Here is a 25,933-nt window from a genome sequence, read left to right as displayed (position 1 = left end):
CATTGCGCCTCCTTCTTGTTATTCGCCTGCACGACAGGCATGGGGCGCATCACACCCTGCCTGAAGGCTGGAAACAAGCGCGCCAGAGCCTTGCGCGGCAGCTGTTCTCCCGGCTTACGGAAGCTTTTCCTTACAACCGATGCGGAGGCGGGAAATCACCGCTCCGGCGGGGTCTTTTCGTCACGTTTTGTTTACAACGCGTAACGAATATTTTCCGAATCAGAAATTTCCGAAGGACGTCTGCATATTGACGGTAGCTAGCTTGCTATCAATTTCGCCTGCCTAGTTTTTTGTTTTCAAATAAGAAAACCGATCCTGAAAAACAGAACAAAAAGTCTATTTAAAAATTAAATGGATAAAATTTTGCATTACGAAAAAGCCTCAACTAGGTTTTTCACGTCTCACCGGCCACCTCGACCGGTCAGTCATAAACCGTGAAATTCTCTAGGAGATCGACCATGCAAGCACTGGAAAAAGACTTGGATACCGAACTGCAACTGGACGAATGGTTTGAAGCGCCAACCCATGAGGCCGCTGTGGAAATGATGCAAGCCGACGCGGTGGTTCCGTTCGGCACGGCGATGTGGCCTCTGTAAGACATCCCGGGCAGGCACGGTCCGGCCGGTCGTGCCTGCCGCTTCATTCCCCGGTCAGTCAGGGAGGATTCATGGACAAGCCCCGCGCCATCTCGCATTTCCTTTACTACCTCGAACATCACCCTGCCCTCGCCGGCCTCGACTCGGCGAAGGTCATGCTGGGCCACACCGCCGATTACGAAGCCCTGACCGGCGCCATTGCCGAACAGGCCGGCGAGCATCCGCGCTTTGAGTTCAGCGCCCGGCGTCTGGACCTGGAAAGCACCACAGCGCTGTCCGAGGCAATTGCCGACAGCGATCTGTACATTTTCTTCTACGACTCTTCCACCCTGCCCAACCCGCGCCCAGACGGCCCGGAGTTCGTCCGCGCACTGCAAGCGGTGATGGCGGAAAACTGGAAGAAGTCGCTGCTGTTCAAGGATTACGGCGACTATTTCTACGACACCTTCAGCATCACCCCGCAACGCATCGCCGGGCTCAACAGTCACCTGATCCAGCGCATGTCCCAAGCGACCACGCTGAGTTTCAAGGATGACCAAGGCTCATGGTTCGAAACGCCGATGAGCAGCATCAAGAAGTGGACCGACATCAACGGCGTCGGCAACTTCGACCTCGCCCCCGGCGAAATCGCCACCCACAGCGAAGCTATCAACGGCCATGTGAAGTTCAAGGGCACCTTCCTCAGCACCATCCCGTTCGCGCGCAAGTACGGCGTGCTGGAATCGCCGCTCGAGCTGTGGATCGAGAATTCGACCATCAGCCGCATCGCCACCGACGTGCCGGGGCTGGAACATGACTTCAACAAGTACCTGGATGCCAACCCGTCGAACCGGCGGATTGAGGAGTTGGGGATTGGCACCAACGAAGGCGTGAAGGATCTGTATGCGCGCAATGCCGGGTTTGAGGAGCGGCATTGTGGGTTGCATCTCGGATTAGGCGGTGGCGCCAAGGGCAGTCATCACCTGGACCTGATCTTTTCTGGCGGGGTGTTGGCGCTGGATGACAAGCCGGTTTTCGATGGCCGATTTGTGTTTTAGGCGACTGACGCCTTCGCGAGCAGGCTCGCTCCCACAGGGATTTATGTTCGACGCAACTCCAATGTGGGAGCGAGCCTGCTCGCGAAGAGGCCCAATCAGACGCTACATGAGTTTCGCCAGACGAAAAAAAACGCCAACCCTAAGGTTGGCGTTTTTGCTTCAACTTGCAGCTTGCAGCTAGTAACTCACAGCTGCCTTATTCCGGCTTTTTGCGACCGAAACCCGGACGCTGACCGGAACCAGCCGGTGCGCCGCGACGTTTGCCCGCGGGCTTGTCGCCGTCGACCAGTTTGATCCCCGGACGCTTCGGCGCCGGTTTGGCCGGGCGCTTGTTGGTGGTGTCGGCTGGACGATCCGCCACTGGCGTACCGCGACCGGCAGGAGCGCCGCGTTCGCCACGCTCAGTACGACCGCTGGCCGGACGCGGTGCGCGCTCGCCGTCACGGGCAACCGGCTTGCGACCTGGACGCTCGCCTTCGATCTGCGGCTCACGGCTCGGGCGCGGCGCGGTCGGTGCGCCGGCGGCTGGACGCAGGGTGCGTACACGCTCGGTCTTGGCCATCGGCCGCGACGATTTGCGCTGCATGCGTTCGAGCTTGTCCTTGCTCTTGGCGTTCAGCTGCGGCATTGCCACCGGCGTCAGGCCGACTTCGGCGCTGAGCACGTCGACTTCGTACTGGCTCATTTCGCGCCAGCGGCCCATCGGCAGGTCGGAGTTGAGGAACACCGGACCGAAACGCACGCGCTTCAGACGGCTGACCACCAGACCCTGCGATTCCCACAGACGACGCACTTCACGGTTGCGCCCTTCCATGACCACGCAGTGGTACCAATGGTTGAAGCCTTCACCGCCCGGCGCCTGTTGAATGTCGGTGAAACGCGCCGGACCGTCTTCCAGCACCACGCCGGCCTTCAGGCGTTCGATCATCTCATCGTCGACTTCACCGCGTACACGCACGGCGTACTCGCGGTCCATCTCGTAGGACGGGTGCATCAGACGGTTGGCCAGCTCACCGTCAGTGGTGAACATCAGCAGACCGGTGGTGTTGATGTCGAGACGGCCGATGTTGATCCAGCGGCCTTCTTTGGGGCGCGGCAGCTTGTCGAACACGGTCGGACGGCCTTCCGGGTCGTCACGGGTGCAGATTTCGCCGTCGGGCTTGTTGTACATGATCACGCGGCGCACCGACTCGGCGGCCTCTTCGCGTTTGATCACTTTGCCATCGATGGTGATGGCGTCGTGCATGTCGACGCGCAGGCCGAGGGTGGCGTCTTTGCCATTGACCTTGATCCGGCCCTGGCTGATCCAGGATTCCACGTCACGGCGCGAGCCGACGCCGATACGGGCGAGGACTTTCTGCAGCTTTTCGCCTGCTGGGCCGATTTCCTGGTCGTCTTTCTGATTGATGTCACTCATCTGGGCACCTCCCGGTGTGGTCTGTTCAGGCGGCGCCTGAAGTATTGAAAACTGGGTCCAGGCCGAAGGGATCGGCGAAGGGTCGCGAATCATACGCGGATGTGCGCCGTCGCGCATCAGAGACTAGCTGATCGATTGCCGGTTATTTCTTTTTCCGCCGACCGGCACCACCGAGTTTGATCAGGCGCAGCGCGGCTTCGGCCAGCACGGTGCGCTTGTCGTCCTTGTCGAGTTTCTTCCAGGCCTTGATCTCGCGCTTGCTGCGACCGCAACCCAGGCAGATGTCGTCGGAGAATTTGCAGAGGCTGATGCAGGGGTCTTTGGTTGAGCTCATCATCCTCTCCAGAAACACATCAAGCCCGCTCCCACAAGGATCCGGATCAATCGTCGAACTCGCGCCGTTCGGCTTCGATCGCTTCGGCCAGTGCGCGGGCTTCGGCTTCTTCTTCGCTGAGTTCCGGTTCAGGCTGTTCGAGGGCGGCAACGGCGGCCAGGAGCTTCTCGCGGGCCTCGGCGACACCGAGAATGTCTTCTTCCGGTTCGGCGTCAGGCGCCGCTTCAAGTTCAACTTCAGCTTCAACAACCGGCTCGATGATCTCAGGCTCAGACACCGGCGCTTCGCCATCCACCGCATCACGCAGCAAGTCGTCAAAGTCGGTTTTGATGCCTTCTTCCATGCTGTCCAGCTCCAGCAGCAGGGAATGGAAACTGGTTTCTTCCTTCTCCTCCTCCGGCTCGGCGCTGGCGTCGGCCAGTTCCTGCAGACTCTGCGGCACCGGCGCGTCGTCGAAGTCGAGCACCGGTTCGGCTTCCATCTCGCGCAGCTCGGCCAGCGGCGGCAGATCTTCAAGGTTTTTCAGGTTGAAGTGGTCGAGAAACGCCTTGGTCGTGGCGAACATAGCCGGTTTGCCCGGCACGTCCCGATAGCCGACGACGCGGATCCACTCACGCTCGAGCAAGGTCTTGACGATGTTGCTGTTGACCGCCACGCCACGCACGTCTTCGATTTCGCCCCGGGTGATCGGCTGGCGATAGGCGATCAGCGCGATGGTCTCCAGCAACGCACGGGAATAGCGCTGCGGGCGTTCTTCCCAGAGACGGCCGACCCACGGTGAAAACTTCTCGCGGATCTGCAAACGATAGCCCGACGAGACTTCCTTTAGTTCAAAGGCGCGACCCTCGCAGGACTTGCCGAGCAGGGTCAGGGCTTTCTTGAAGACCGCCGGCTCGGGCCGCTCGCCTTCTTCAAACAGTTCATACAGGCGCTCAAGGGATTGCGGCTTTCCCGAGGCCAACAGAAAGGCTTCAAGCAGGGACGCCAGCTCGCGGGGTTCAGTCAGGTTCATACAGGGACTCGTTATTCGGCTCGGGCTCGCACGTGGATCGCGGCGAACGGCTCATTCTGCACCAGCTCGACCAAGGATTCCTTGACCAGTTCAAGGATCGCCATGAAGGTCACCACCACACCCAGGCGGCCTTCTTCAGCGGTGAACAGCTCGACAAACGGCACGAAGCCGCCGCCCTTGAGCCGTTCCAGCACATCGCTCATGCGTTCGCGGGTGGACAGCGCTTCACGGCTGACCTGGTGGCTTTCGAACATGTCGCCACGGCGCAGCACTTCGGCCATGCACATCAGAATCTCTTCCAGCGCGACGTCGGGCAACAGCTTGCGCGCCCGCGCTTCCGGGGCGTCGAGCTTGGGCACGATCACATCGCGGCCGACCCGACTCAGCCCATCGATACCTTCGGCAGCAGCCTTGAAACGCTCGTATTCCTGCAAGCGGCGGATCAGTTCGGCGCGTGGATCGTCTTCTTCATCTTCGACGGTTTCGGCGCGCGGCAGAAGCATGCGCGATTTGATCTCGGCGAGCATCGCCGCCATCACCAGGTATTCGGCGGCCAGCTCCAGACGCACCGATTGCATCAACTCGACGTAGCCCATGTACTGGCGGGTGATTTCCGCCACGGGGATGTCGAGGATGTTGATGTTCTGTTTGCGGATCAGGTACAGCAGCAGGTCGAGCGGGCCTTCGAAGGCTTCAAGGAAGACTTCCAGCGCATCCGGCGGGATGTACAGGTCCAGCGGCATTTCCATGACCGCCTGACCATAGACCATCGCGAACGGCAGTTCCTGCTGGGCGCCGGCCTGGGGATCGACCACGGTTTCCACTGCGGACATTCAGGCCTCGACCATGAACGGCGTCGGATCGCCGCAACCGACGCGGACCACTTCCGGGTCGTCGCCAGTCAGGTCAATCACCGTCGAGGCCTTGATGCCGCCAAAGCCGCCGTCGATGATCAGATCGACCTGGTGCTCGAGCAACTGGCGCATTTCGTAGGGATCGGTAAGTGGGTCTTCATCGCCGGGCATGATCAGCGTCACGCTCATCAGCGGCTCGCCGAGTTCGGCCAGCAGCGCCAGCGCGATCGGATGGCTTGGCACGCGCAGGCCGATGGTGCGTTTTTTCGGATGCAGCAACAGGCGCGGCACTTCGCGGGTGGCGTTGAGAATAAAGGTGTAAGGCCCCGGCAGGTGCGCCTTGAGAATGCGGAAGGTGCCGGTGTCGATCTTGGCGTAATTGCCCAGTTGCGACAGGTCGCTGCAGATCAGCGCGAAGTTGTGCTTTTCATCGAGCTGACGCAGGCGTCGCACACGCTCGATGGCGGTCTTGTCGCCGATCTGGCAACCAATGGCGTAGGACGAGTCCGTGGGATAAATCACCACCCCGCCTTTGCGGATGATCTCGACCGCCTGTTTGATCAGGCGCGCTTGCGGGTTTTCCGGATGTATCTGGAAAAATTGACTCACATTCTCTACCTGTTCAGACGGCGGCAATATCTGTGTCATGTTTGAACCGACACCACAGGGGTGGAAGGTCCTCGGGAACCGGCCGGTACTGGCCGATCTCGGACCAGCCGCCAGGGCCATGGAAGTCACTGCCGGCGCTGACCAGCAGACCGAACTCACGGGCAAGGATCGCCAGGCTGCCCACCTGTTCTGCGGGCTGATGGCCATTGACCACCTCGATAGCATGCCCGCCTGCTTGAATATAGTCGGCAATCAGCTTTCGGCGCTTGCTACGGGTGAAATCGTAGTGCCATGGATGCGCCAGGCTGACCCAGGCACCGGCGGCGCGCAGGGTGCCGACAGTGTCTTCCAGCGTCGGCCAGTGCAGTTTGACGTCGCCGAGTTTGCCGGCGCCGAGCCATTTGCGGAACGCCTCGGCGCGATCCTTTACATAACCTTCTCGCACCATCCAGTCGGCGAAATGCGGCCGGGCCGGCGCGTTGCCGCTGTCGCCCAGTTCCTGCTGGATCTGCCGGGCGCCGTCGAGGGCACCGGGCATCCCCTTGAGTGCGAGCTTGCGGCTTATTTCTTCCGACCGCAGCCAGCGGCCATCGTGCAATTTGGCGATCGCTTCCACTAACGGCGCAGCGTTGACGTCGAAGCCGTAACCCAGCACGTGAATAGTCGCCCCGCCCCAGGTGCAGGACAATTCGACGCCGTTGACCAGTTGCATGCCCAACTCGGTGGCGGCAGCACGCGCCTCGGCGAGCCCCTCAAGAGTGTCGTGGTCGGTCAACGCCAGGACTCGCACGCCGTTTTCGAACGCACGCGCAACCAGAACCGCAGGCGCCAGGGCGCCATCGGAGGCCGTGCTGTGGCAGTGCAAATCAACATTCACGGGGAGTTGTAACCTCAAATCAGCTGGCGCTATCGCGCGCCCATATGTTTGTTATTATGCCGCCACATCCAGCTTCTGGCTCTCACTGTGAAACAATTCATCGATTTCATCCCGCTTCTGCTGTTCTTCATCGTTTACAAACTTGATCCACGGGTCGTCGACATTGCCGGCCAGCAAGTGACCGTAGGCGGTATCTACAGCGCCACGGCGATGCTGATCATCAGTTCCCTGGTGGTGTACGGCGCGTTGTTCATCAAGCAGCGCAAGCTGGAAAAGAGCCAGTGGCTGACGCTGATCGCCTGTCTGGTGTTCGGCAGCCTGACGCTGGCCTTCCACAGCGAAACCTTCCTGAAATGGAAAGCGCCGGTGGTCAACTGGCTGTTCGCTGCGGCGTTCATCGGTAGCCACTTCATCGGCGATCGCTTGCTGATCAAACGCATCATGGGTCACGCGCTGACCCTGCCCGACCCGGTCTGGACCCGCCTGAACATCGCCTGGATCGCGTTCTTCCTGTTCTGCGGCGCCGCCAACCTGTTCGTCGCTTTCACCTTTCAGAGCATCTGGGTCGACTTCAAGGTGTTCGGCAGCCTGGGCATGACCGTGCTGTTCCTGGTCGCACAGGGCGTTTACCTGTCGCGCCATCTGCATGACACCGATACCACAACGCCAAAAACCGAGGACTGACATGCTCTACGCCATCATTGCCACCGACGTTGCCAACTCGCTCGAAGCTCGCCTGTCCGCGCGCCCGGCGCATCTGGAACGCCTGCAAGCGCTCAAGGGCGAAGGCCGCATCGTGCTGGCCGGCCCGCACCCGGCAGTCGACAGCAATGATCCGGGCGCAGCGGGTTTCACCGGCAGCCTGATCGTCGCCGAGTTCGATTCCCTCAGCGCCGCACAGGCCTGGGCCGATGCCGACCCGTACATTGCCGCCGGCGTCTACGCCAATGTGATCGTCAAGCCGTTCAAGCAAGTCCTGCCTTAAGTCCTGCCACGCGATGAACCTTCTCGGTTCATCGCGCTCTCAATCGCTCATTATTCCCGTTTGCCTGCCGACAACCTGCCCAATATCCATTTGGAAACAGGTGTCGCGATGCGCAAGGGTCCGTTGTGTCTGATGTTGCTCACGTTGTCGATCATGGCCCCCGCCCATGGTGAGGAAACCACCGAAAGCGGCAGCTCCACGCCATTGTCATTGAGCGCCGGCAGCCAGATCACCGAGCTGCAACAGCGGCTCAAGGCCAGTGAGCAGCAGCGCGAAGAACTGAACAAACAACTGCAAAATGCCGACAACACTCGCGAAAGCGCCCAGCTCGCCCGGCTGCGCCAGGAGAACCAGCGTCTGAAGCTGCAACTCAAGGAAGCCCAGGCCAGCCCGCTGCCGCGTTTGCTGACCGATCAACAGCAGTGGTTCGTCACTGGCGCTGGAGTAGCGCTATTGGCGCTGCTCTGCGGTATCTTTGCCAGCGGTGCAAGCCGAAAACGTCGGCAATGGCTAAATTGAGTGAGTCATGAGCGAGCTGTTATTGATTGATGATGACCAGGAGTTGTGCGAACTCCTGAGTAGCTGGTTGAGCCAGGAAGGCTTCCAGGTGCGCGCCTGCCACGACGGCCAGAGCGCCCGCAAGGCGTTGGCCGAAACCGCCCCGGCGGCGGTGGTGCTGGACGTGATGCTGCCCGACGGCAGCGGTCTGGAACTGCTCAAGCAATTGCGCAACGACCACGCCGACCTGCCGGTGCTGATGCTGTCAGCCCGTGGCGAACCGCTGGACCGCATCCTCGGCCTCGAACTGGGCGCCGACGATTATCTGGCCAAACCCTGCGACCCCCGCGAACTGACCGCGCGCCTGCGTGCCGTGTTGCGCCGCAGCCATCCCGCCGCTGTGTCAACACAACTTGAGCTGGGCGACCTGAGTTTCAGCCCGGTGCGCGGCGTGGTCAGCATCGACGAAAAAGAACTGACCCTGACCGTCTCCGAAAGCCGCCTGCTCGAAGCCCTGCTCAAACAGCCGGGCGAGCCGCTGGACAAACAGGAACTGGCGCAACTGGCCCTCGGCCGCAAGCTGACCCTGTACGACCGCAGCCTCGACATGCACGTCAGCAACCTGCGCAAAAAAATCGGCCCCCACCCCGACGGCCGCCCACGCATCGTCGCGCTGCGTAGCCGTGGTTACTACTACAGCCTGTAAAACCATCTTGTTCCGTGTACGAGCTGCCCAAGGCGGCGATCTTCAGGCTGCAGGACGCAGAGCGTCCTCGGCTGCATTCCTACGCAGAGCGTGGGAACGATCAGATCGCAGCCTTCAGCACCTCCTGCACTGGATATGTGTAAGGCCGGGCACGAAACGTCTTTACCGAAGCTTTACGCTGCGCTGACCGCCGCTGACCTTGATCTGCGTAATCTGCACTCATCCGGAACGTACCGGGAACGAGACAAGGAGATACACCATGCGCAAGACTCTTATCGCTCTGATGTTCGCTGCCGCTCTGCCAACCGTGGCCATGGCCATGCCGCAGGATGGCGGTCCGCTGGGTGGTCCGCTGGATGGCCCGCGCCACGGCGGTCAGATGCACGGTGGCATGCACGACAAAGGCCCGTACAGCCAGCTCGACCTGACCCGCGAACAACGCGAGCAGATTCGCAAGATCATGGGCGAGCAGATGCAGGAGCGTAAGCAGGTGGTCGACAAGTACCTGGAAAAACTCTCGCCGGCCGACCAGAAAGCCATGAAGGACGAGATCGCGGCCAACCACAAGAAAGCCGAGTCCGATGTCCGCGCACTGCTCAAACCCGAGCAACAGAAGCAGTTCGACGAAATCCAGAAGAAACGCGCCGAACGCCGCGCCGAGTGGGCCGAGTTCAAGGCCTGGAAAGCGCAGCAGGCACAAAAGGCGCAATAATGGCTTGACCCTGGGCCCGACGACTTACCTCGTCGGGCCTGTTCCATTCAAATCGAATGTGGGAGCGAGCCTGCTCGCGAAGGCGGTGTATCAGCCAGCGATTGATTGACTGACACTACGCCTTCGCGAGCAGGCTCGCTCCCACATTTGAACGGTGTGATTTTCGAGGAGTTTCTGTGCGTTCACTGTTCTGGCGGATTCTTGCCAGCTTCTGGCTGGCCATCGCTCTGGTAGCCGGGCTGTCGATTCTGCTCGGGCACATGCTCAATCAGGACGCATGGATTCTCAGCCGCCATCCCGGCCTCAACACGCTGGCGGCGGAATGGACGCAGACTTACGAAACCCAAGGCGAAGAAGCCGCCCAGGACATCCTCGAACAACGTAAACGCCAGTATCACATCGACGTTCAGGTGCTCAACGAAACCGGCGATCCGGTGGTGCGTGGCACCTTCCCGCGCCGCGCCGCCGCGTTCGAGGCGCGGCAGAACAACGACGATCGCCGTCTGCCGTGGCGCCGCCTGACCGACGAAATCACCAGCGAAAAAACCGGTGACACCTACCTGTTCATCTACCGCATCCCGCACCCGGAACTCGACGCCTGGCACCGCGAAAGTCTGCTCTGGCCACTGAGTGCGCTGGGTATTGCGCTGGTGGTGCTGACCCTGTTCAGTTTGCTCGTGACTTTCTCCATCACCCGCCCGCTCAGTCGCTTGCGCGGCGCGGTGCATGATCTGGGGCAGACGACTTATCAGCAGAACAGTCTGGCGAAACTGGCCAACCGCCGTGACGAATTCGGCGTGCTGGCCACCGATTTCAACCGCATGGGCGCGCGCCTGCAAAGCCTGATCGGCAGTCAGCGCCAGTTGCTGCGCGATGTCTCCCATGAATTGCGCTCCCCGCTGGCGCGCCTGCGCATCGCGTTGGCTCTGGCCGAGCGCGCCAACCCTGAAGAGCGCGAAAAACTGTGGCCACGCCTGACCCGCGAATGCGATCGGCTGGAGGCGTTGATCAGTGAAATTCTGGTGCTGGCGCGAGTCGATGCCGACAACGCCAGCGCTGAAGAAGTGGACCTGAATGCGTTGCTCGCCACGCTGCAAAAGGATGCGCAGCTCAGCTCCCCCGAGCAGACCGTACGCCTGCAAGCCGAGCCGCAGCTGAATCTCAAAGGCTGGCCGACGATGATCGAGCGCGCCGTGGACAATTTGCTGCGCAACGCCCAGCGCTTCAACCCGAGCGATCAGCCGATCGAATTGCAGGCTGCGCGGCAGGGAGAGCGGATTGTCATCAGCGTGCGCGACCACGGGCCGGGGGTGCAGACCGAACATCTGAGTCAGTTGGGCGAGCCGTTCTACCGGGCGCCGGGGCAGACCGCTGCCGGGCATGGCCTGGGGCTGGCGATTGCCAAACGCGCGGCAGAACGGCATGGCGGCACGCTGACGCTGGCCAATCATCCGCAGGGCGGCTTTGTGGCGAGTCTGGAATTGCCGCTGGTACCGGGAGTCGTGGTCCAGCCCTGAAAAAGCCCCTCACCCCAACCCTCTCCCGGAGGGAGAGGGGGCCGACCGAGTTGTCTGCCGTTGTGCATCGACCTTATGGATTCGCAGAAACCAGACGTCCGGTATCCCGACGCTGGATTCAGCGAAGGACGCTCAGGTCGGTGTAATTCCAAAGCATCCCCCAATCAGTCCCCTCTCCCTCTGGGAGAGGGTTAGGGTTAGGGTGAGGGGCTTTTGATCTTCAGACCTTACCTGGCCAGGCGCTGACGAACTCAGCCAGATCAACCTTCTCCGCCACGCGCGGCTCTTTCTGCGGCGTGCCGAGATAGAGGAACGCGATCACCTCCTCGCCTTCCACCAGCCCCAGGCCTTCGGCCACATGCTTCGAGTACGCCAGATCCCCGGTGCGCCACACCGCGCCAATCCCCTGCGCATACGCCGCGAGCAAAATCCCGTGGGCCGCACAGCCGGCCGTGAGCAGTTGCTCGGCCTTCGGGTATTTCACGTGTTCCTGCAATTTCGCGATCACCACGACCACCAGCGGTGCCCGCAACGGGCCGTTGCGCGCCTTGTCGATCATCGCTTCGGTGACTTCGCCGGCTTGCTGGCGGGCCGCCTCGGCCAGCAATTCGCCCATTTGCTCACGCGCTGCGCCTTCGACGGTCAAAAAACGGTACGGCTGCAAGTGCCCGTGATCCGGGGCACGCAAGGCCGCGCCGAACAGGGCTTCGCGCTGCTCGGCAGTAGGGGCCGGTTCGACCAGGCGGGGAACGGAAACACGGTTGAGCAACGCGTCGAGAGCCTGCATCGGCCACCTCCTTTGAAAAATGTGCAGCTATTCTAGCTGCAACTGCGCAGCGCCTGCCGGTTTACATGCCTTGCCCCGCAGGTAGAATGGCGCCCTTGTTCAATCAGCCCGAGCGGATTTCATGGCGTTGCCGACCTTACGGATCATTGGTTTTATCATCGGCATCTTCCTGATAACCCTGGCTGTGGCCATGGTCGTGCCGATGGCCACGCTGGTGATTTTCGAGCGCACCAGCGATCTGCCGTCGTTCCTCTGGGCGAGCATGATCACCTTTGTCGCCGGCCTCGCTCTGGTGATACCCGGCAGACCGGAACACATTCACCTGCGCCCGCGCGACATGTACCTGCTGACGGTCAGCAGCTGGCTGGTAGTGTGCATTTTCGCCGCGCTGCCGTTTCTGCTGACCCAGCACATCAGCTACACCGACTCGTTCTTCGAAAGCATGTCCGGCATCACCGCCACCGGTTCCACGGTGCTCAACGGCCTGGACAACATGTCGCCGGGGATTCTGATGTGGCGGTCGCTGCTGCACTGGATCGGCGGCATCGGCTTCATCGGCATGGCGGTGGCGATTCTGCCGCTGCTGCGCATCGGTGGCATGCGCCTGTTCCAGACCGAATCCTCGGACCGCTCGGAGAAGGTCATGCCGCGTTCGCACATGGTGGCGCGGTTGATTGTGGCGGCCTACGTCGGCATCACCATTCTCGGCAGCCTGGCGTTCTGGTGGGCCGGGATGAGCCCGTTCGATGCGATCAACCACGCGATGTCGGCGATTTCCACCGGTGGTTTCTCGACCTCTGACCAGTCGCTGGCGAAGTGGACACAACCGGCGGTGCACTGGGTGGCGATCGTCATCATGATCCTCGGCAGCCTGCCGTTCACCCTGTACGTGGCGACGTTGCGTGGCAACCGCCGGGCGTTGATCAAGGATCAACAGGTGCAGGGTTTGCTGGCAATGTTGCTGGTGACCTGGCTGGTGCTCGGCACCTGGTACTGGTGGACCACCAAGCTGCATTGGCTGGAAGCGCTGCGGCATGTGGCGCTGAACGTGACCTCGGTGGTCACCACCACCGGTTTCGCCCTCGGTGACTACAGCCTGTGGGGCAACTTCTCGCTGATGCTGTTTTTCTATCTGGGTTTTGTCGGCGGCTGCTCAGGATCGACGGCGGGCGGGATCAAGATTTTCCGTTTCCAGGTCGCCTATATCCTGCTCAAGGCCAACCTTAATCAGCTGATCCACCCGCGCGCGGTGATCAAACAGAAGTACAACGGTCACCGCCTCGACGAAGAAATTGTCCGTTCGATCCTGACCTTCTCGTTCTTCTTCGCCATCACCATCTGCGTGATCGCCCTGCTGCTGTCGCTGCTCGGAGTCGACTGGATGACCGCACTGACCGGCGCCGCCAGCACCGTGTCCGGCGTCGGCCCGGGCCTGGGCGAAACCATCGGCCCGGCCGGCAACTTCGCGACCCTGCCGGATGCGGCGAAATGGATTCTGTCGTTCGGCATGCTGCTCGGCCGACTGGAGATCATTACGGTGTTTGTGCTGTGTATTCCGGCGTTCTGGCGTCATTGACCGCATCTGGCACCTGCGCCAGGCGCAAGCGGTACTCGCCGGGCGTGGTGTCGAACCAGCGGCGAAAAGCGCGGAAGAAGTTGCTCGGGTCGGCAAAGCCCAACAGGTAGGCGATTTCCAGCAAGGTCATGCTCGGTTGCGCCAGATATTGCTCAGCCAGCTCGCGGCGGGTGTCGTCGAGCAACTGCTGAAAACTGGTGCCCTCCTCCTGCAAGCGCCGCTGCAAAGTGCGCTGCGACAGGTGCAGCGTCTGCGCCACGGTGTCGCGCTTGGGCTCACCTTGAGGCAACAAACGGCACAGCACCTGGCGTGCCCGGTGCGTCACGCGGCTCTCGGAGAACCGCGCCAGATATTCCCCGGCAAAGCGATCATGCAACAGCGCCATGGCTTCATTGGCGGTCGGCAGCGGCGCCTCCATATCGGCCCGTTCGAAGATCAACGCGTCGTATGGCGCGTTGAACACCAGCGGTGCGTGAAACGCTTCTTTATAAGGTTGCAGATTTGTCGGCTGATCGCCCTGAACCAACACTTTGACCGGGTGCAGCGGACGCCCGGTCAGCCAGCCGCACAGCGCCAACGCGCAGGCCAGTGACGCTTCGGCACTCTGCCGGGTCGGCGGCAGATGATCGCCGTGCACGGTGAGAATCAGCGCGTAACCTTCGTCGAGCAGGCGAAAGCTCAGGTCAGCGCTTTCGGCAATGATGCGTTGATAGCGCACCAGACGCTGGAAGCCTTCAGCCAGGGTATTGCTCGACATCAGCGCATAGCCGGCGACATGAAACGAGGCCGGGCGCACCACTTTGCCCATGTTCAGGCCGATCGCCGGGTTGCCGGAAACCTCGACCGCGCGCTGCCAGAGCCGGGTCATGGAGTCCTGCGGGAAGCGTGCATCCGGATCTTCAAGGGCGCTGAAATCCAGCCCCAGTTGCCTGAACAGAACCCGGCAATCCAGGCCGTCCATCTCCAGTGCTTTGACAATCCCCATCGCCCAGCTTGCAGAAGTCGTTCGTTCGCTCATGGTTGTTATTCTTTTACATGACGGGCTGCAGATAACCGCCCTATTTGCGAAGGATACTAAAGTGGCGCCGATTGTCACTGGCCCACGCCAATGATCACTCTAGACTCAAATAAGCTCCCCGCCGAACAACTTGTCGCCAGAACAATCACCACAGAGAGCGCGGTCGTGGAAAACATCAAGCAGTTCAACAGCTTCGCCGAGTTCTACCCCTTTTACCTCGCCGAGCACAGCAACAGCACCTGCCGTCGTCTGCATTTCATCGGCACGTCTCTGGTCATCTTCATTCTCGCCCTGAGCATCGCCAAGAGCGCCTGGTTATTGTTGCTGGCATTGCCTGTGGCCGGTTACAGCTTTGCCTGGATCGGCCATTTCTTTTTCGAGAAAAACCGCCCGGCGACGTTTCAGCATCCGCTGTACAGCCTGCTCGGCGATTTCGTCATGTACCGCGACATGATTCTCGGTCGCGTGGCGTTCTGAATGAGGGTCTACCCATGAATGCCCATGCTCGCTTCACCCATATGAAGGATGGCACCGAGGAAGACTGGGCGATCATCGCCGCCGATTTCAGTGCCTATGCCAGACAACTGCCGTCGCGGATCCTCGCGCATCTGAAGCTGCTTGAGGGCGACTTCGGCGGTTTCCCTGTGGATCGCCTGACCCACTCGTTGCAAACCGCGACCCGCGCCTTTCGCGACGGGCGTGACGAGGAATACGTGGTCTGCGCGCTGTTGCATGACATTGGCGACACTCTCGGTTCGTACAACCATCCGGACATCGCCGCAGCGATTCTCAAGCCGTTCGTGAGTGCGGAAAATCTGTGGATGGTGGAGAAGCACGGCATCTTTCAGGGCTATTACTTCTTTCATCACCTCGGCATGGATCGGCACTTGCGCGAGCAATTCAAGGATCATCCGCAGTTCCACGCCACTGCCGAGTTCTGCGCCAAATACGACGCGGCGGCGTTTGATCCGGCGTACGACACGCTGCCGCTGAGTTTCTTCGAGCCAATGATGGAAAGGCTGTTTGCGCAGCCGAAGAACTCGATCTACAAAGCCGCGATGCGAGAACACAGCCCGGCCTGAGAACACATGTGGGAGCGAGCCTGCTCGCGAAAGCGCTGTATCAGGCACATAAGCTTTGTCTGACACTACGCCTTCGCGAGCAGGCTCGCTCCCACAGGGTGATCTTTCGCTCAGGCGATCTCGGCAACTTTGGCAGCTTTCAACTCCGCCTCTCGCGCCTGCGCATCCGCCAGTCGATACAACTCGATCGTGCCGTCCCAATGCTCGATCAACGCCGTGCACGACTCGACCCAATCGCCGCAGTTGAGATAGTCCACCCCACCGACCTTGCGAATTTCGGCATGGTGGATATGCCCGCAAACCACGCCATGCAGTTCGCGCTTCACACATTCGTGGGCGATGGCTTCTTCAAAGTCGCTGATGAAACTGACGGCGGTCTTGACCTTGTGTTTCAGGTACGCCGAAAGCGACCAGTAACCGTAGCCATAACGGGCACGCCAGTGATTGAGCCAGCGGTTGAGGGTCAGGGTGAATTCGTAGGCGGAGTCGCCGAGAAACGCCAGCCAGCGGTGATAGCGAGTAATCACATCGAACTGATCGCCGTGAATCACCAGCAAATGCCGGCCATCGGCGGTGACATGCACCACTTCGTCGACCAACTGGATATTGCCCAGAATCAGTTTCGAATAGCGCCGCAGGAATTCGTCATGGTTGCCGGTGACATAGATCACCTCGGTGCCGCGCTTGCTCATGGTCAGCAGGCGGCGGATGACGTTGGTGTGGGCTTGCGGCCAGTACATGCCGCTGCGCAGTTTCCAGCCGTCGATGATGTCACCGACCAGATAGACCTTGTCGGCGTGGTAGCCCTTGAGAAATTGCGACAAGTGCTCGGCCTGGCAATCCCGGGTGCCCAGGTGCACATCGGAGATCCACAGGGTTCGCACCCGTTGTTTGCGACTGGGTCGGGCGAGCTCGGCGCTGGTCATGGGCAACCCTCTGCGATGTTTTCGCCAGCTTGCGCGCGCCGGGTTAATCGACCGTGACAAGCGTGAGTCAGTCGTGTGACAACGCATCCGGCGTACGGCGGTGTAGACTGAGGGCCACTTCGGAGACAACCTGCCATGCGACCGATCCTCACCTTGCGTCAGTACACCCACGACTTGATTGTGCACAGCCACGAGCACCCGCAGTTGGTGTTCGGGCTGTCCGGTGCGCTGGATTTCGAGGTCGAGGGCTGTGGCAGCCAAGTGCGTCAGCAGAGTGTCGTGGTGGTTCCGTCCGGCGCTCATCATGCCTGCGACAGTCCCCAAGGCAGCAGCTGCCTGGTGCTCGACATCCCTGAAGGGCAATGGGTGCAGGATTCGCTGGGCGCGCATGCCGAGGCCAGTCGCCGCTTACTCGATCATCCGGGGCGGCTGTCGCTGGACTCGGGGCAGAGCCAATTGGTCAACTGGCTGGCGAACAGTCCGGTCAGCGATCCGTTGATCGCGCAGCAAGGCGCGGTGTTGCTGTTGGCCAGTCTCAATCACGCGCAACCTGCCGAACTCCGCGCGCGTCGCTTGCCCTACGCCGCGCTGGATGCGCACATCGAGCAATACGCCGCCTATCCGCTGCAAGTGGCCGACCTGGCGCGCGTGGCCGGGTTGTCCAGCGCGCGCCTGCACGCTCGGTTCATGGCCGAATGCGGACAGACGCCGATGGATTACATCCGCAGTCGACGCCTGCATCTCGCGGTGCAACTGCTGCGCGACACTGCATTGCCGATTGGTGAAGTAGCCAGTCGCGTCGGTTACAGCTCGCAAAGTGCGTTCTCGGCCGCAGTCCTACGTGAGTTCGGCTCGTCGCCCGGACATCTCCGGCGCGATTCCTACGACAAAAGACGATAGCCTGCCGACAGACTTGCAGGCCGAGACGCGGTTCAATGGCCCCATGAAGTTGAACCTGAAAAAAGGAATGCAATGACTCCGCGTACCGCCCTGGGCGCTCTGCATATTGGCGCTTTGATGTTTGGCCTGACCGGTGTGTTCGGCAAACTCGCTGCCGCATCCCCTGCTGTGATCGTATTTGGACGTGCGGCTTTCGCCGTGCTCGCACTGGCATTTTTCGCCCGTTTCTTCAGCCAGCATGGTTGGCAGAAACTTCAGGCCGTGGACTGGCGGCGCCTCGCCCTCAGCGGCGTGTTGCTGGCTGGGCACTGGGTGAGTTTCTTCATATCCGTGAAGATCGCCGGGGTGGCCATCGCCACGTTGGGCTTTGCCAGTTTCCCGGCGTTCACGGTGATTCTCGAAGGACTGATCTTCCGCGAACGCATCCGTGCCAATGAAATCGTCCTGGTGGTATTGGTCAGCATCGGTCTGGTGCTGGTGACGCCCGCATTTGATCTGGGCAGCGGCGCCACCGTCGGCTTGCTTTGGGCCGTGTTGTCCGGCCTGCTGTTTTCCCTGCTGTCGCTGACCAACCGCGCCAGCTCCGGGCGCATCCCGGCGGTGCAGGCGGCGTTGTGCCAGAACGTCGTCGTGGCATTGTGTCTGTTGCCGGTCGCGGCGCCGCAGTTGAGTCAGGTTCAAGCGTTGGACTGGTTGTGGATCGCCCTGCTCGGGGTGTTCTGCACGGGCGTGGCGCACAGCCTGTTCGTCGCCAGTCTGGCGGTGATCAAGGCACGCACGGCGGCAGTGGTGTTCGCCATGGAGCCGGTCTACGGCATCACCCTCGCCTGGCTGCTGTTCAGTGAAACCCCGACCCTGCGGATGCTCATCGGTGGCGCGTTGATCATCGTCGCGATTGTGGTGTCGGCGCGGATGTCAGGCGGCAGCGACAAGACAACCGTCGCCGCCGAGGCCGCCTCTCACTGAGTGCGGTCGTTGTGGCCGAGGTCGCGGTCAGGATCGATCTGATCGCGCACACGCTGCTTCAATACCTTGGCCTCAGGGAAACCACCGTCGGTCTTGCGCTCCCAGATCTGCACACCCGCACAAGTGATATGAAACACCCCACCGGTGCCCGGCACCAACGACACTTTGCCCAAGTCGTCAGCGAAGGTGCTGAGCAGTTCCTGAGCCAGCCACGCCGCGCGCAGCAGCCACTGGCATTGAGTGCAATAAGTGATGACAACTTCGGCTTTGGCGACGGTCATGATCGCTGAAACTCCTGAGACAGAGGGCGCCGCTATAATAGCCGGCTTTACCGCTTGCCCCGAGACTCACAATGCGCCGTTTGCTGTTCTGCCTGCTGCTTGGTTTCCTTCCCCTGCTGGTTCACGCCAGTGAAGCGCCACGACCGAAAGTCGGCCTGGTGCTGTCCGGCGGCGCTGCGCGCGGGCTGGCGCACATCGGCGTGCTCAAGGCGCTGGAAGAACAAGGCATCAGGATCGACGCGATTGCTGGCACCAGCATGGGCGCGGTAGTCGGCGGCCTGTACGCCTCGGGCTACAAGATCGACGAACTGGAAAAACTCGCCCTGAGCATCGACTGGCAAGCGGCGCTGTCCGACGCGCCGCCGCGTGAGGACGTGCCATTTCGACGCAAGCAGGACGACCGCGATTTTCTGGTGAAGCAGAAATTCAGCTTCCGCGACGACGGCAGTCTCGGCCTGCCATTGGGGGTGATTCAGGGCCAGAACCTCGCACTGTTGCTGGAAAGCCTGTTGGCGCACACCAGCGACACCCGCGACTTCGACAAACTGCCGATCCCGTTTCGGGCCGTGACCACCGACATCGCCAATGGCGAAAAAGTGGTGTTTCGCAAAGGTCACCTGCCGCAAGTGATCCGTGCGAGCATGTCGATCCCGGCGGTGTTCGCCCCGGTCGAGCTCGATGGGCGCCTGCTGGTGGACGGCGGCATGACCGACAACATCCCGCTGGATGTCGCGCGGGAGATGGGCGTCGACATCGCCATCGTCGTCGATATCGGCACACCTCTGCGCAATCGCAAGCAACTGACCACAGTAGTCGATGTGCTCAATCAGTCGATCACCTTGATGACCCGGCGCAACTCCGAAGAACAACTGGCGACTCTGCATGCCAATGACGTGTTGATCCAGCCTGCGCTGGCCGCGTTCGGCGTGACCGATTTCGGCAAGGCTCAGGAGATGATCGACGCCGGTTACCGCGCCACGCGGATCCTCGATGCGCGGCTGGCGCAACTCAAGCCGACTCAAACCCAGGACGCGGAACTGAACGCCGCCCGTCAGCCGGGCCAGCGCACGCCGATCATCACCGGGATCCGCGTCGAAAATGACTCGAAGGTCGACGATGACGTGATTCGCTATTACATCCGCCAACCGATCGGCGCGCCGCTGGACCTGGGCCGCCTGCATTCGGACATGGGCACGCTGTACGGCCTCGATTACTTCGATCAAGTGCGTTACCGCGTGGTGCACAAAGGCCAGGATCACACCTTGGTCATCAGTGCCAGCGGCAAGCGCAGCGGCACCGATTACTTGCGGGTAGGCCTCAATCTGTCGGACGACATGCGCGGCGACAGTGCTTTCAACCTTGGTGCCAGTTATCGCGTCAACGGCATCAACCGCCTCGGTGCGGAATGGCTGACCCGCGCGCAGATCGGCGACAAGCAGGAGCTGTACAGCGAGTTCTATCAACCGCTGGATGTCGGCTCACGTTACTTCGTCGCGCCCTACGGGTCGTTCGAGGCGCAGAACGTTGACTCGGTGCTGGATAACGATCCGATCGCCCAGTATCGCGTCGAGCGTTACGGCTTCGGCCTCAACCTCGGCCGGCAGATCGGCAACAACGGTGAAGTGCGACTCGGCGTCGGCCAGGCCTGGGGCAAAGCTGACGTACGCATCGGCGATCAGGATCTGCCGAGCGAGAGTTTCAACGAAGGCTTCTATACCGTGAAGTATTCCTACGACTCGCTGGACAACGTCTACTTTCCGCACGAGGGCAAGGACGTCAGCCTGACCTTCACCCAGTTCGAACCGGGGCTGAGCTCGGACACGCGCTATCGCCAGTGGGAACTGAATTTCGACAAGGCCATGAGCCACGGGCCGGATACGCTGATTCTCGGCGGACGGTACGGCCGCACGCTGGACGATGCCAATGTGGTGACATCGAGCTTCCTGCTCGGCGGCGCGCGGCAGTTGTCAGGATTCCGTGAGGATGCGCTGTCCGGGCAGAATGTCAGCCTGATGCGCGCTGTGTACTACCGCCGCCTGACGCCGCGCTCGTACCTGCCGCTGGACTTCCCGCTGTACGCCGGCGCCTCGCTGGAGCGCGGTCGGGCGTGGAACAACGACAATGAATTCGACAGCGGCTACATCAATGCCGCGAGTGTGTTTATCGGCTTCGACACGCCACTGGGGCCGTTGAACTTCACGTATGGGTTGAATGATGCGGATGAGCAGGCGGTTTACCTGAATCTGGGGCAGACGTTCTGACCTGAGAGGTGTTGGCCGATCTGACGCCTTCGCGAGCAGGCTCGCTCCCACAGGGAGAGCGCATTCCATTGTGGGAGCGAGCCTGCTCGCGAAAGCGGTCTCGGATGAACGCGAAATCCGTTGGCGCTCAGCGAATCCCCGCCAACAACGTCCTTGCCGTCTGCTTCAACGGCTCATCCCCTTCCCTGAGCAATTCATTGAGCAGCGCGATCGCGCTGTCGATGTCGCCATCGTCGATGCAGGTTTGTGCCTGTTCGAGCTTGCCGGCGGCCTCGGTGTCAGCGTCGGTGGACTCGGGCAATTGCAGATCCAGAGGTTGCAGCGCCAGTGACGACTCGGGATCGCCGAACTCATTGAGGAAGTCATCGTCGAGCGGCTGGGCGTCGGGTTCGGGGATCCATTCGAGTTCGGCTTCTTCGGCAGATGCAGCCTGTGGCAGTTCGAAATCGACAGGTAACACCGACAGGCTGGTGCCCAGCTCTGGATCATCGATTGGCGGTGCGGCGGAATCGGTGCGGCTGTCGTTCAGATCCCAATTTGAATCCATCGACAGCTCGCCCAGATTCAATTCGAAATCATCCTCGAGAGCGCCGGGCGACGATGCAAGCGGCGCGGCTGCGGTCGCTGCGGTCGCTGCCGTGGCCACGGGCAGATCAGGCGCGATTGGCGTTGCTGCAAATGCCGCCGGTGCGGCGCCTGCCAGTTTGGGATGGCGAGCGCGGGTTTCAATCAGTTCGCGCTCATCGACGCCAAGCGCACGCAGGCGGTTTTCCTGCTGTTCGTAAGCGGCGCTGTCACCTTGGCGCCCAAGAACCTCCAGCAACTGCAAACCGAGATCGGTGCGTTCAGGTTCCTTGTGCAAGGCATCGCGCAGCAGCCCGGCGGCTTCGCTGAGCCGGCCGTAGGCCAGATAAATGCCCACGGCCTCCAGCACATCGCCGGCACCGGGTTCGTCGCGATGATCGGTGGCCGCGTGCGCACCGACAGATTGTTGAAGTTCAGGCTCATCAACGTTGTCTTCGGCGCTCACAGGCAATAGCGGCGTCGGCGTGCCATCTGCTGTCGAACGTTGCTGACGGCGACGTATGAGCAACGCAGCCAGCACGCCCAGCAGCAATAGAAGTCCGCCGAGCAGCGGCCAGTTCACGCCATCGTCTGCCGCCTCGACCGGAGCTGAAACAGCGGCCGGAACCGGAGCGACCACGGGCGGTGGCGGTGCTTTCTGCACTTCGGCCAAGCGGGTTTGCAAATCCTCGATCTGCTTCTTGCCGTCGGCTATCTGCACTTGCTGCTCTTGCAGCCTGAGGTTCTGTTCGTCGAGGGTCTTTTGCAGTTGCTGGGTGAGCAGCACGCTGGCGGCCAGTTGCTCGGCCTGCGCATCATTGGCAGGCGGCGCCGGCGTTGGCGGCACAGGCGCCGCAGGGCGTTTGCCTTGGGCCGCCTGGGGCGGCGCGGTAGCCGGTTCGACAGCTGGAAATTCGGAGGATTGAGGGCGCGGATCCGGCTCGTCAGTAGCGGGTACGATGCCCGGCGAACCCGGTGGATCGATCAACACCGTGTACTCGCGCAGCAGACGGCCGTTGGGTTGATCCAGCTGCACGAGGAAATTCAGGAAAGGTTCGTTGACCGGTTTGCCGGACGTCACCCGGATCATCTGGCGGCTGCCGCGCAGGATCGGAGTGAACTTGAGATCGTTGAGAAAGAACACCCGCTCGACGCCGGCCCGGCCAAATTCATCCGCCGAAGCCAGGCTGGCCGAGAGATCGTTTTGCGTCAACGTACCGACATCGACCAGCGCGATGTCGGCCTTGAACGGCTGATTGAGGGCTGAGTGAACAGTGATTTCGCCCAACCCCAACGCCATCGACCAGGTCGAATAGCTGAATACGCCAGCGAGCAGCAGCCATTTGGCGCCCCCGCGCAGCACGTGCCGACTTGCGAGCATGAGCATCCCTTAAATAAGCAAAACCGGTTTCTATGCGTTCGCACATCCGGTACGAACACGATATTGCCCAGTAGTTCTTATAGTCGGCTCAGCGCGATCTCTCAAAAAATCGCTGCCGGGATGTGCCTCAAGATTTTTCCAGGTTGGCCAGAATGTGCCCGTGCACGCGCATGCACACCTTCAGATCCGCCTCGTCGACACCTTCGAACAGTTCGTGACGCAGTTGCGTGGCAATGGTTTCGATTTGTTCGATCAGGGGCAAGGCAGGTGCGCAGAGCACGATTTTTTTCGCCCGGCGGTCTTCCATCACGGACTGGCGTTGCACCAGTCCCTGGTTCTCCAGACTATCGAGCAAGCGCGCCAGGGTCGGGCCTTCGACGCCGACACTCTGCGCCAGTTCGCGTTGGGTCGGCGCCTCTTCAAAACGCGCCAGATGCAGCAGCACCAGCCAGCGCGCCTGCGACAGGCCCAGCCCGGCGAGGCGACGATCCAGTTCGGCACGCCAGCCACGGGACATCTGGGCCAGTTGCATACCAAAGCGATGTTGATCGGTTAACGGCATAAAACACTCACGGTTAGACTGAAAATACGGAAAATCTAATTATTAGTCAGCTAAGCATGGGCGGCAGTTATAGGCAAGAGTGGCTCTGTACTGAATCGTTACAACCGCGCGAAGATCAAAAGCCCCTCACTCTAGCCCTCTCCCAGAGGGAGAGGGAACTGAGCGGGGGATGCTTTGAAAATTCGCCGACCCGACAGCGCTCGCTGAATCCATAATCGACTCGGTTTTGCAGGTCGAGTCTGCCGCCAGACACCGCGGTCGGCTCCCTCTCCCTGTGGGAGAGAGCTGGGGTTAGGGAACGGCCAGATTACATCTCGAATTCAGACTGCAACGCCGCCCGCACACAATAAAGCACGCCTTCAGGAACACGTCCGGCGAACAACTCGGCGACTTCGGCGACGGACGGCAACTCGCCCTCGCCATCGAGAAACGCGTCCTGCACTTCGCCCATCAATTCCTCAGGCAAATCCAGCGCCTGCTCCAGCGACAACTGCTGCTTGCCGATGGCTTCGGCGAGCATGGCGTAGACGTTCTTCTCCGAGCACTGCAACTGCCCGGCGATCTGCAGCGGGGTCATGCCGGCGCGGGCCAGGGTGATCAGCTCGTGACGGACATCGGCGACCACCTTCGGCGCCTCCGCCTCGCCGCCGAGCACTTCGAGGAAGGCTTCGCCATAGCGCTCCAGCTTGCGTGCGCCGACGCCGCTGACCCGGGCCATTTCCGCCAGAGACGTCGGCTGGCTGCGGAGCATTTCCAACAACGTCGAGTCGGGGAAGATGACGTACGGCGGCACGCCGTGTTCTTCGGCCAATTTGCGCCGCAGTGCGCGCAAGGCTTCCCACTGTTCGCGTTCCTCGCCGCGCACCAGTTGGCTGGCCTGGCTCTTGCTGCCCGTTTTGGCAGTGACTTGCGGTTTCAGGTCGCGGCGCAGTTCCAGCTTCACTTCGCCTTTGAGCAGCGGCCGGCAACTGTCATTAAGACGCAGACCGCCATAACCCTCGTGATCGACATCGGCCAACCCACGCGCCACCAGCTGGCGGAACAGCGAGCGCCACTCGCTCTCGCTCAACGCCTTGCCAACGCCGAACACCGACAAATGCTGATGGCCGAAGCTGCGCACCTTTTCGTTGTCCTTGCCCAGCAACACGTCGACCAGATGACCGACGCCATAGCGCTGGCCGGTGCGGAAAATCGCCGACAAGGCCTGACGAGCAGGTTCGGTGGCGTCCCAGGTCTGCACGCCGTCGACACAGTTGTCGCAATGCCCGCACGGCTCAGGCATGTCTTCATCGAAATAGGCCAGCAACGCCTGCCGGCGGCAGCGGGTTTCTTCGCACAGCGAGAGCATCGCGTCGAGCTTGTGCTGCTCCAGACGCTTGTGCCGCTCGTCGCCTTCGGAGTTCTGCAGCATCTGCTTGAGCATCACCACGTCTTGCAGACCGTAGGCCATCCACGCATCCGCCGGCAGCCCGTCACGGCCGCCGCGCCCGGTTTCCTGGTAATACGCCTCGAGAGATTTCGGCAGATCGAGGTGCGCGACAAAGCGTACGTTGGGCTTGTCGATGCCCATGCCGAACGCCACGGTGGCGACCATGATCAGGCCTTCCTCGTTGAGGAAGCGCTTCTGGTGATAGGCGCGCAGATCGTTGGGCAGACCGGCGTGATACGGCAGCGCCGGGAAGCCCTGCTCGCTGAGGAACGCCGCAACTTCTTCGACCTTCTTGCGCGACAGGCAGTAAACGATGCCGGCATCGCTGCGCCGCTCGGCGAGGAACGCCAGCAACTGTTTGCGCGGCTGCTCCTTGGGCACGATGCGATAGAAGATGTTCGGGCGGTCGAAACTCGACAGAAAGCGCTCGGCGTTCTGCAGGTGCAGGCGATCGACAATTTCTTCGCGGGTGCGCTTGTCGGCGGTCGCGGTGAGGGCAATGCGCGGAACGTTGGGGAACAGCTCGGCCAATTGACCCAGTTGCAGGTATTCGCGACGGAAATCGTGGCCCCATTGCGACACGCAATGCGCTTCGTCGATGGCGAACAGGGCGATTTCCAGGCTTTGCAGGAACGCCAGCATGCGTGGCTGCACCAGACGCTCGGGCGCGAGATAGAGCATTTTCACTTCGCCGCGCTTGATCCGCAGGGCGAGATCACGCTGCTGCTCGGCACTCAGCGTGGAGTTCAGCGCAGCGGCGGCGACGCCCAGTTCTTCAAGGGTGGCGACCTGATCGTCCATCAGCGCGATCAACGGCGAAACGACCACCGCCAGGCCCTCGCGCAACAGTGCCGGCACCTGGAAGCACAACGACTTGCCGCCACCGGTAGGCATCAGCACCAGCGCATCACCGCCGCTGGCCACGCGCTCAATGATCGCACCCTGACGGCCACGGAAACTGTCGTAGCCGAAGATGTCCTTGAGGACGCGTTGAGCCTGTTCGAGCATAAAAACTCCAAAAATCTACCGATACATCCCTGCTCAGG

Annotated in this window: 27 protein-coding genes; 14 read left to right on the top strand and 13 right to left on the bottom strand. The window is 61.3% G+C overall.

Features of this window, described 5'->3' with window-relative positions; translation table 11 throughout:
- Positions 1-458 precede the first annotated feature (458 nt).
- Together AB4N85_RS02640 and AB4N85_RS02635 are read left to right on the top strand one after the other, a co-directional pair.
- Positions 459-596, top strand: a complete 138-nt coding sequence (locus AB4N85_RS02640; protein WP_003222780.1) for a hypothetical protein — start codon at positions 459-461, stop codon at positions 594-596.
- A gap of 71 nt (positions 597-667) precedes the next feature.
- A complete protein-coding gene (locus AB4N85_RS02635; protein ID WP_460066902.1) occupies positions 668-1,633 on the top strand; it encodes a leucyl aminopeptidase in 966 nt (321 codons plus the stop codon).
- A 196-nt stretch (positions 1,634-1,829) separates the two neighbouring features.
- Here AB4N85_RS02635 and rluB read toward each other — a convergent pair whose 3' ends face one another.
- The 6 genes from rluB to AB4N85_RS02605 all read right to left on the bottom strand — a co-directional run bounded on the left by rluB (position 1,830) and on the right by AB4N85_RS02605 (position 6,736).
- A complete protein-coding gene (gene rluB, locus AB4N85_RS02630) occupies positions 1,830-3,050 on the bottom strand; it encodes a 23S rRNA pseudouridine(2605) synthase RluB (RefSeq protein ID WP_460066900.1) in 1,221 nt (406 codons plus the stop codon).
- A gap of 142 nt (positions 3,051-3,192) precedes the next feature.
- Complete coding sequence (locus AB4N85_RS02625; RefSeq protein WP_016771121.1) at positions 3,193-3,384, bottom strand: DUF1289 domain-containing protein; 192 nt, start codon at positions 3,382-3,384, stop codon at positions 3,193-3,195.
- A 46-nt stretch (positions 3,385-3,430) separates the two neighbouring features.
- The gene (gene scpB / locus AB4N85_RS02620; RefSeq protein WP_252868990.1) at positions 3,431-4,396 is read right to left on the bottom strand and encodes an SMC-Scp complex subunit ScpB; all 966 of its coding nucleotides are present in this window, start codon (positions 4,394-4,396) and stop codon (positions 3,431-3,433) included.
- An 11-nt stretch (positions 4,397-4,407) separates the two neighbouring features.
- A complete protein-coding gene (locus AB4N85_RS02615; protein WP_172828192.1) occupies positions 4,408-5,106 on the bottom strand; it encodes a segregation and condensation protein A in 699 nt (232 codons plus the stop codon).
- A gap of 123 nt (positions 5,107-5,229) precedes the next feature.
- Positions 5,230-5,859, bottom strand: a complete 630-nt coding sequence (locus AB4N85_RS02610) for an L-threonylcarbamoyladenylate synthase (protein ID WP_041478985.1) — start codon at positions 5,857-5,859, stop codon at positions 5,230-5,232.
- A 13-nt stretch (positions 5,860-5,872) separates the two neighbouring features.
- Entirely contained in the window at positions 5,873-6,736 is an 864-nt protein-coding gene (locus AB4N85_RS02605; protein WP_252868989.1) for a PHP domain-containing protein, read from the bottom strand.
- Positions 6,737-6,823: 87 nt separating this feature from the next.
- On the opposite strand from AB4N85_RS02605, the gene AB4N85_RS02600 reads away from it, so the two are divergent.
- From AB4N85_RS02600 to AB4N85_RS02575, 6 genes are all read left to right on the top strand, one after another.
- Positions 6,824-7,420, top strand: coding sequence for a septation protein A (locus tag AB4N85_RS02600; protein ID WP_024012071.1), 597 nt, complete (start codon positions 6,824-6,826; stop codon positions 7,418-7,420).
- A gap of 1 nt (position 7,421) precedes the next feature.
- Positions 7,422-7,721, top strand: a complete 300-nt coding sequence (locus AB4N85_RS02595) for a YciI family protein (RefSeq protein WP_016771127.1) — start codon at positions 7,422-7,424, stop codon at positions 7,719-7,721.
- Positions 7,722-7,829: 108 nt separating this feature from the next.
- Positions 7,830-8,240, top strand: a complete 411-nt coding sequence (locus AB4N85_RS02590) for a translation initiation factor 2 (RefSeq protein WP_016771128.1) — start codon at positions 7,830-7,832, stop codon at positions 8,238-8,240.
- A 7-nt stretch (positions 8,241-8,247) separates the two neighbouring features.
- On the top strand, positions 8,248-8,925 hold the full coding sequence (locus tag AB4N85_RS02585; protein ID WP_016771129.1) for a response regulator transcription factor: 678 nt from the start codon (positions 8,248-8,250) through the stop codon (positions 8,923-8,925).
- Between the two features lie 259 nt (positions 8,926-9,184).
- A complete protein-coding gene (locus AB4N85_RS02580; protein WP_460066893.1) occupies positions 9,185-9,637 on the top strand; it encodes an LTXXQ domain protein in 453 nt (150 codons plus the stop codon).
- A 176-nt stretch (positions 9,638-9,813) separates the two neighbouring features.
- On the top strand, positions 9,814-11,154 hold the full coding sequence (locus AB4N85_RS02575; protein WP_130929585.1) for a sensor histidine kinase: 1,341 nt from the start codon (positions 9,814-9,816) through the stop codon (positions 11,152-11,154).
- Positions 11,155-11,374: 220 nt separating this feature from the next.
- On the opposite strand, the gene AB4N85_RS02570 is transcribed toward AB4N85_RS02575, so the two are convergent.
- On the bottom strand, positions 11,375-11,941 hold the full coding sequence (locus AB4N85_RS02570; protein ID WP_350571617.1) for a nitroreductase family protein: 567 nt from the start codon (positions 11,939-11,941) through the stop codon (positions 11,375-11,377).
- Positions 11,942-12,062: 121 nt separating this feature from the next.
- On the opposite strand from AB4N85_RS02570, the gene AB4N85_RS02565 reads away from it, so the two are divergent.
- Positions 12,063-13,517, top strand: a complete 1,455-nt coding sequence (locus tag AB4N85_RS02565; protein WP_038363735.1) for a TrkH family potassium uptake protein — start codon at positions 12,063-12,065, stop codon at positions 13,515-13,517.
- On the opposite strand, the gene AB4N85_RS02560 is transcribed toward AB4N85_RS02565, so the two are convergent.
- The gene (locus AB4N85_RS02560; protein ID WP_217850574.1) at positions 13,474-14,535 is read right to left on the bottom strand and encodes an AraC family transcriptional regulator; all 1,062 of its coding nucleotides are present in this window, start codon (positions 14,533-14,535) and stop codon (positions 13,474-13,476) included. The genes AB4N85_RS02565 and AB4N85_RS02560 overlap by 44 nt on opposite strands.
- Before the next feature lie 165 nt (positions 14,536-14,700).
- On the opposite strand from AB4N85_RS02560, the gene AB4N85_RS02555 reads away from it, so the two are divergent.
- Entirely contained in the window at positions 14,701-15,012 is a 312-nt protein-coding gene (locus tag AB4N85_RS02555; protein WP_310214896.1) for an Mpo1-like protein, read from the top strand.
- Between the two features lie 14 nt (positions 15,013-15,026).
- Entirely contained in the window at positions 15,027-15,617 is a 591-nt protein-coding gene (locus AB4N85_RS02550) for an HD domain-containing protein (protein WP_460066888.1), read from the top strand.
- A gap of 110 nt (positions 15,618-15,727) precedes the next feature.
- Here AB4N85_RS02550 and AB4N85_RS02545 read toward each other — a convergent pair whose 3' ends face one another.
- Positions 15,728-16,543: a UDP-2,3-diacylglucosamine diphosphatase gene (locus AB4N85_RS02545; protein ID WP_460066886.1), complete on the bottom strand. Its 816-nt coding sequence runs from the start codon at positions 16,541-16,543 to the stop codon at positions 15,728-15,730.
- Positions 16,544-16,678: 135 nt separating this feature from the next.
- Between AB4N85_RS02545 and AB4N85_RS02540 the strand changes: the two genes are divergently transcribed.
- Both AB4N85_RS02540 and AB4N85_RS02535 read left to right on the top strand, forming a co-directional pair.
- Entirely contained in the window at positions 16,679-17,443 is a 765-nt protein-coding gene (locus tag AB4N85_RS02540) for an AraC family transcriptional regulator (protein WP_353187800.1), read from the top strand.
- Positions 17,444-17,515: 72 nt separating this feature from the next.
- On the top strand, positions 17,516-18,409 hold the full coding sequence (locus AB4N85_RS02535; protein ID WP_460066882.1) for a DMT family transporter: 894 nt from the start codon (positions 17,516-17,518) through the stop codon (positions 18,407-18,409).
- Here AB4N85_RS02535 and AB4N85_RS02530 read toward each other — a convergent pair.
- Entirely contained in the window at positions 18,403-18,690 is a 288-nt protein-coding gene (locus AB4N85_RS02530) for an Rdx family protein (RefSeq protein ID WP_076566525.1), read from the bottom strand. The two genes, AB4N85_RS02535 and AB4N85_RS02530, sit on opposite strands and share 7 nt — an antisense overlap.
- A gap of 71 nt (positions 18,691-18,761) precedes the next feature.
- On the opposite strand from AB4N85_RS02530, the gene AB4N85_RS02525 reads away from it, so the two are divergent.
- Positions 18,762-20,951 (top strand): patatin-like phospholipase family protein, encoded by a 2,190-nt coding sequence (locus AB4N85_RS02525; protein ID WP_460066879.1) that lies wholly within the window; start codon positions 18,762-18,764, stop codon positions 20,949-20,951.
- Between the two features lie 127 nt (positions 20,952-21,078).
- Here AB4N85_RS02525 and AB4N85_RS02520 read toward each other — a convergent pair whose 3' ends face one another.
- The 3 genes from AB4N85_RS02520 to recQ form a co-directional block, all read right to left on the bottom strand.
- Positions 21,079-22,896, bottom strand: a complete 1,818-nt coding sequence (locus AB4N85_RS02520) for a FimV/HubP family polar landmark protein (RefSeq protein WP_460066877.1) — start codon at positions 22,894-22,896, stop codon at positions 21,079-21,081.
- A gap of 127 nt (positions 22,897-23,023) precedes the next feature.
- Positions 23,024-23,458: a MarR family transcriptional regulator gene (locus AB4N85_RS02515; protein ID WP_016771142.1), complete on the bottom strand. Its 435-nt coding sequence runs from the start codon at positions 23,456-23,458 to the stop codon at positions 23,024-23,026.
- Positions 23,459-23,765: 307 nt separating this feature from the next.
- Positions 23,766-25,895, bottom strand: coding sequence for a DNA helicase RecQ (recQ, locus tag AB4N85_RS02510; protein ID WP_024012058.1), 2,130 nt, complete (start codon positions 25,893-25,895; stop codon positions 23,766-23,768).
- Between the last annotated feature and the right edge of the window lie 38 nt (positions 25,896-25,933).

Source organism: Pseudomonas sp. H1_G08, assembly GCF_054681355.1.
Note: the sequence above shows the minus strand (reverse complement) of the source record. Positions and strands in the feature narration are given on the sequence as shown.

What these genes read in the sequence shown, in the direction of transcription:
- scpB (WP_252868990.1), bottom strand. Translation starts at nt 4,396, where the DNA reads ATGAACCTGACTGAACCCCGCGAGCTGGCGTCCCTGCTTGAAGCCTTT.
- AB4N85_RS02595 (WP_016771127.1), top strand. Translation starts at nt 7,422, where the DNA reads ATGCTCTACGCCATCATTGCCACCGACGTTGCCAACTCGCTCGAAGCT.
- AB4N85_RS02590 (WP_016771128.1), top strand. Translation starts at nt 7,830, where the DNA reads ATGCGCAAGGGTCCGTTGTGTCTGATGTTGCTCACGTTGTCGATCATG.
- AB4N85_RS02585 (WP_016771129.1), top strand. Translation starts at nt 8,248, where the DNA reads ATGAGCGAGCTGTTATTGATTGATGATGACCAGGAGTTGTGCGAACTC.
- AB4N85_RS02545 (WP_460066886.1), bottom strand. Translation starts at nt 16,543, where the DNA reads ATGACCAGCGCCGAGCTCGCCCGACCCAGTCGCAAACAACGGGTGCGA.
- AB4N85_RS02535 (WP_460066882.1), top strand. Translation starts at nt 17,516, where the DNA reads ATGACTCCGCGTACCGCCCTGGGCGCTCTGCATATTGGCGCTTTGATG.
- AB4N85_RS02580 (WP_460066893.1), top strand. Translation starts at nt 9,185, where the DNA reads ATGCGCAAGACTCTTATCGCTCTGATGTTCGCTGCCGCTCTGCCAACC.
- AB4N85_RS02515 (WP_016771142.1), bottom strand. Translation starts at nt 23,458, where the DNA reads ATGCCGTTAACCGATCAACATCGCTTTGGTATGCAACTGGCCCAGATG.
- AB4N85_RS02635 (WP_460066902.1), top strand. Translation starts at nt 668, where the DNA reads ATGGACAAGCCCCGCGCCATCTCGCATTTCCTTTACTACCTCGAACAT.
- AB4N85_RS02640 (WP_003222780.1), top strand. Translation starts at nt 459, where the DNA reads ATGCAAGCACTGGAAAAAGACTTGGATACCGAACTGCAACTGGACGAA.
- recQ (WP_024012058.1), bottom strand. Translation starts at nt 25,895, where the DNA reads ATGCTCGAACAGGCTCAACGCGTCCTCAAGGACATCTTCGGCTACGAC.
- AB4N85_RS02625 (WP_016771121.1), bottom strand. Translation starts at nt 3,384, where the DNA reads ATGAGCTCAACCAAAGACCCCTGCATCAGCCTCTGCAAATTCTCCGAC.
- AB4N85_RS02565 (WP_038363735.1), top strand. Translation starts at nt 12,063, where the DNA reads ATGGCGTTGCCGACCTTACGGATCATTGGTTTTATCATCGGCATCTTC.
- AB4N85_RS02540 (WP_353187800.1), top strand. Translation starts at nt 16,679, where the DNA reads ATGCGACCGATCCTCACCTTGCGTCAGTACACCCACGACTTGATTGTG.
- AB4N85_RS02560 (WP_217850574.1), bottom strand. Translation starts at nt 14,535, where the DNA reads ATGAGCGAACGAACGACTTCTGCAAGCTGGGCGATGGGGATTGTCAAA.
- AB4N85_RS02570 (WP_350571617.1), bottom strand. Translation starts at nt 11,941, where the DNA reads ATGCAGGCTCTCGACGCGTTGCTCAACCGTGTTTCCGTTCCCCGCCTG.
- AB4N85_RS02520 (WP_460066877.1), bottom strand. Translation starts at nt 22,896, where the DNA reads ATGCTCGCAAGTCGGCACGTGCTGCGCGGGGGCGCCAAATGGCTGCTG.
- rluB (WP_460066900.1), bottom strand. Translation starts at nt 3,050, where the DNA reads ATGAGTGACATCAATCAGAAAGACGACCAGGAAATCGGCCCAGCAGGC.
- AB4N85_RS02525 (WP_460066879.1), top strand. Translation starts at nt 18,762, where the DNA reads ATGCGCCGTTTGCTGTTCTGCCTGCTGCTTGGTTTCCTTCCCCTGCTG.
- AB4N85_RS02530 (WP_076566525.1), bottom strand. Translation starts at nt 18,690, where the DNA reads ATGACCGTCGCCAAAGCCGAAGTTGTCATCACTTATTGCACTCAATGC.
- AB4N85_RS02550 (WP_460066888.1), top strand. Translation starts at nt 15,027, where the DNA reads ATGAATGCCCATGCTCGCTTCACCCATATGAAGGATGGCACCGAGGAA.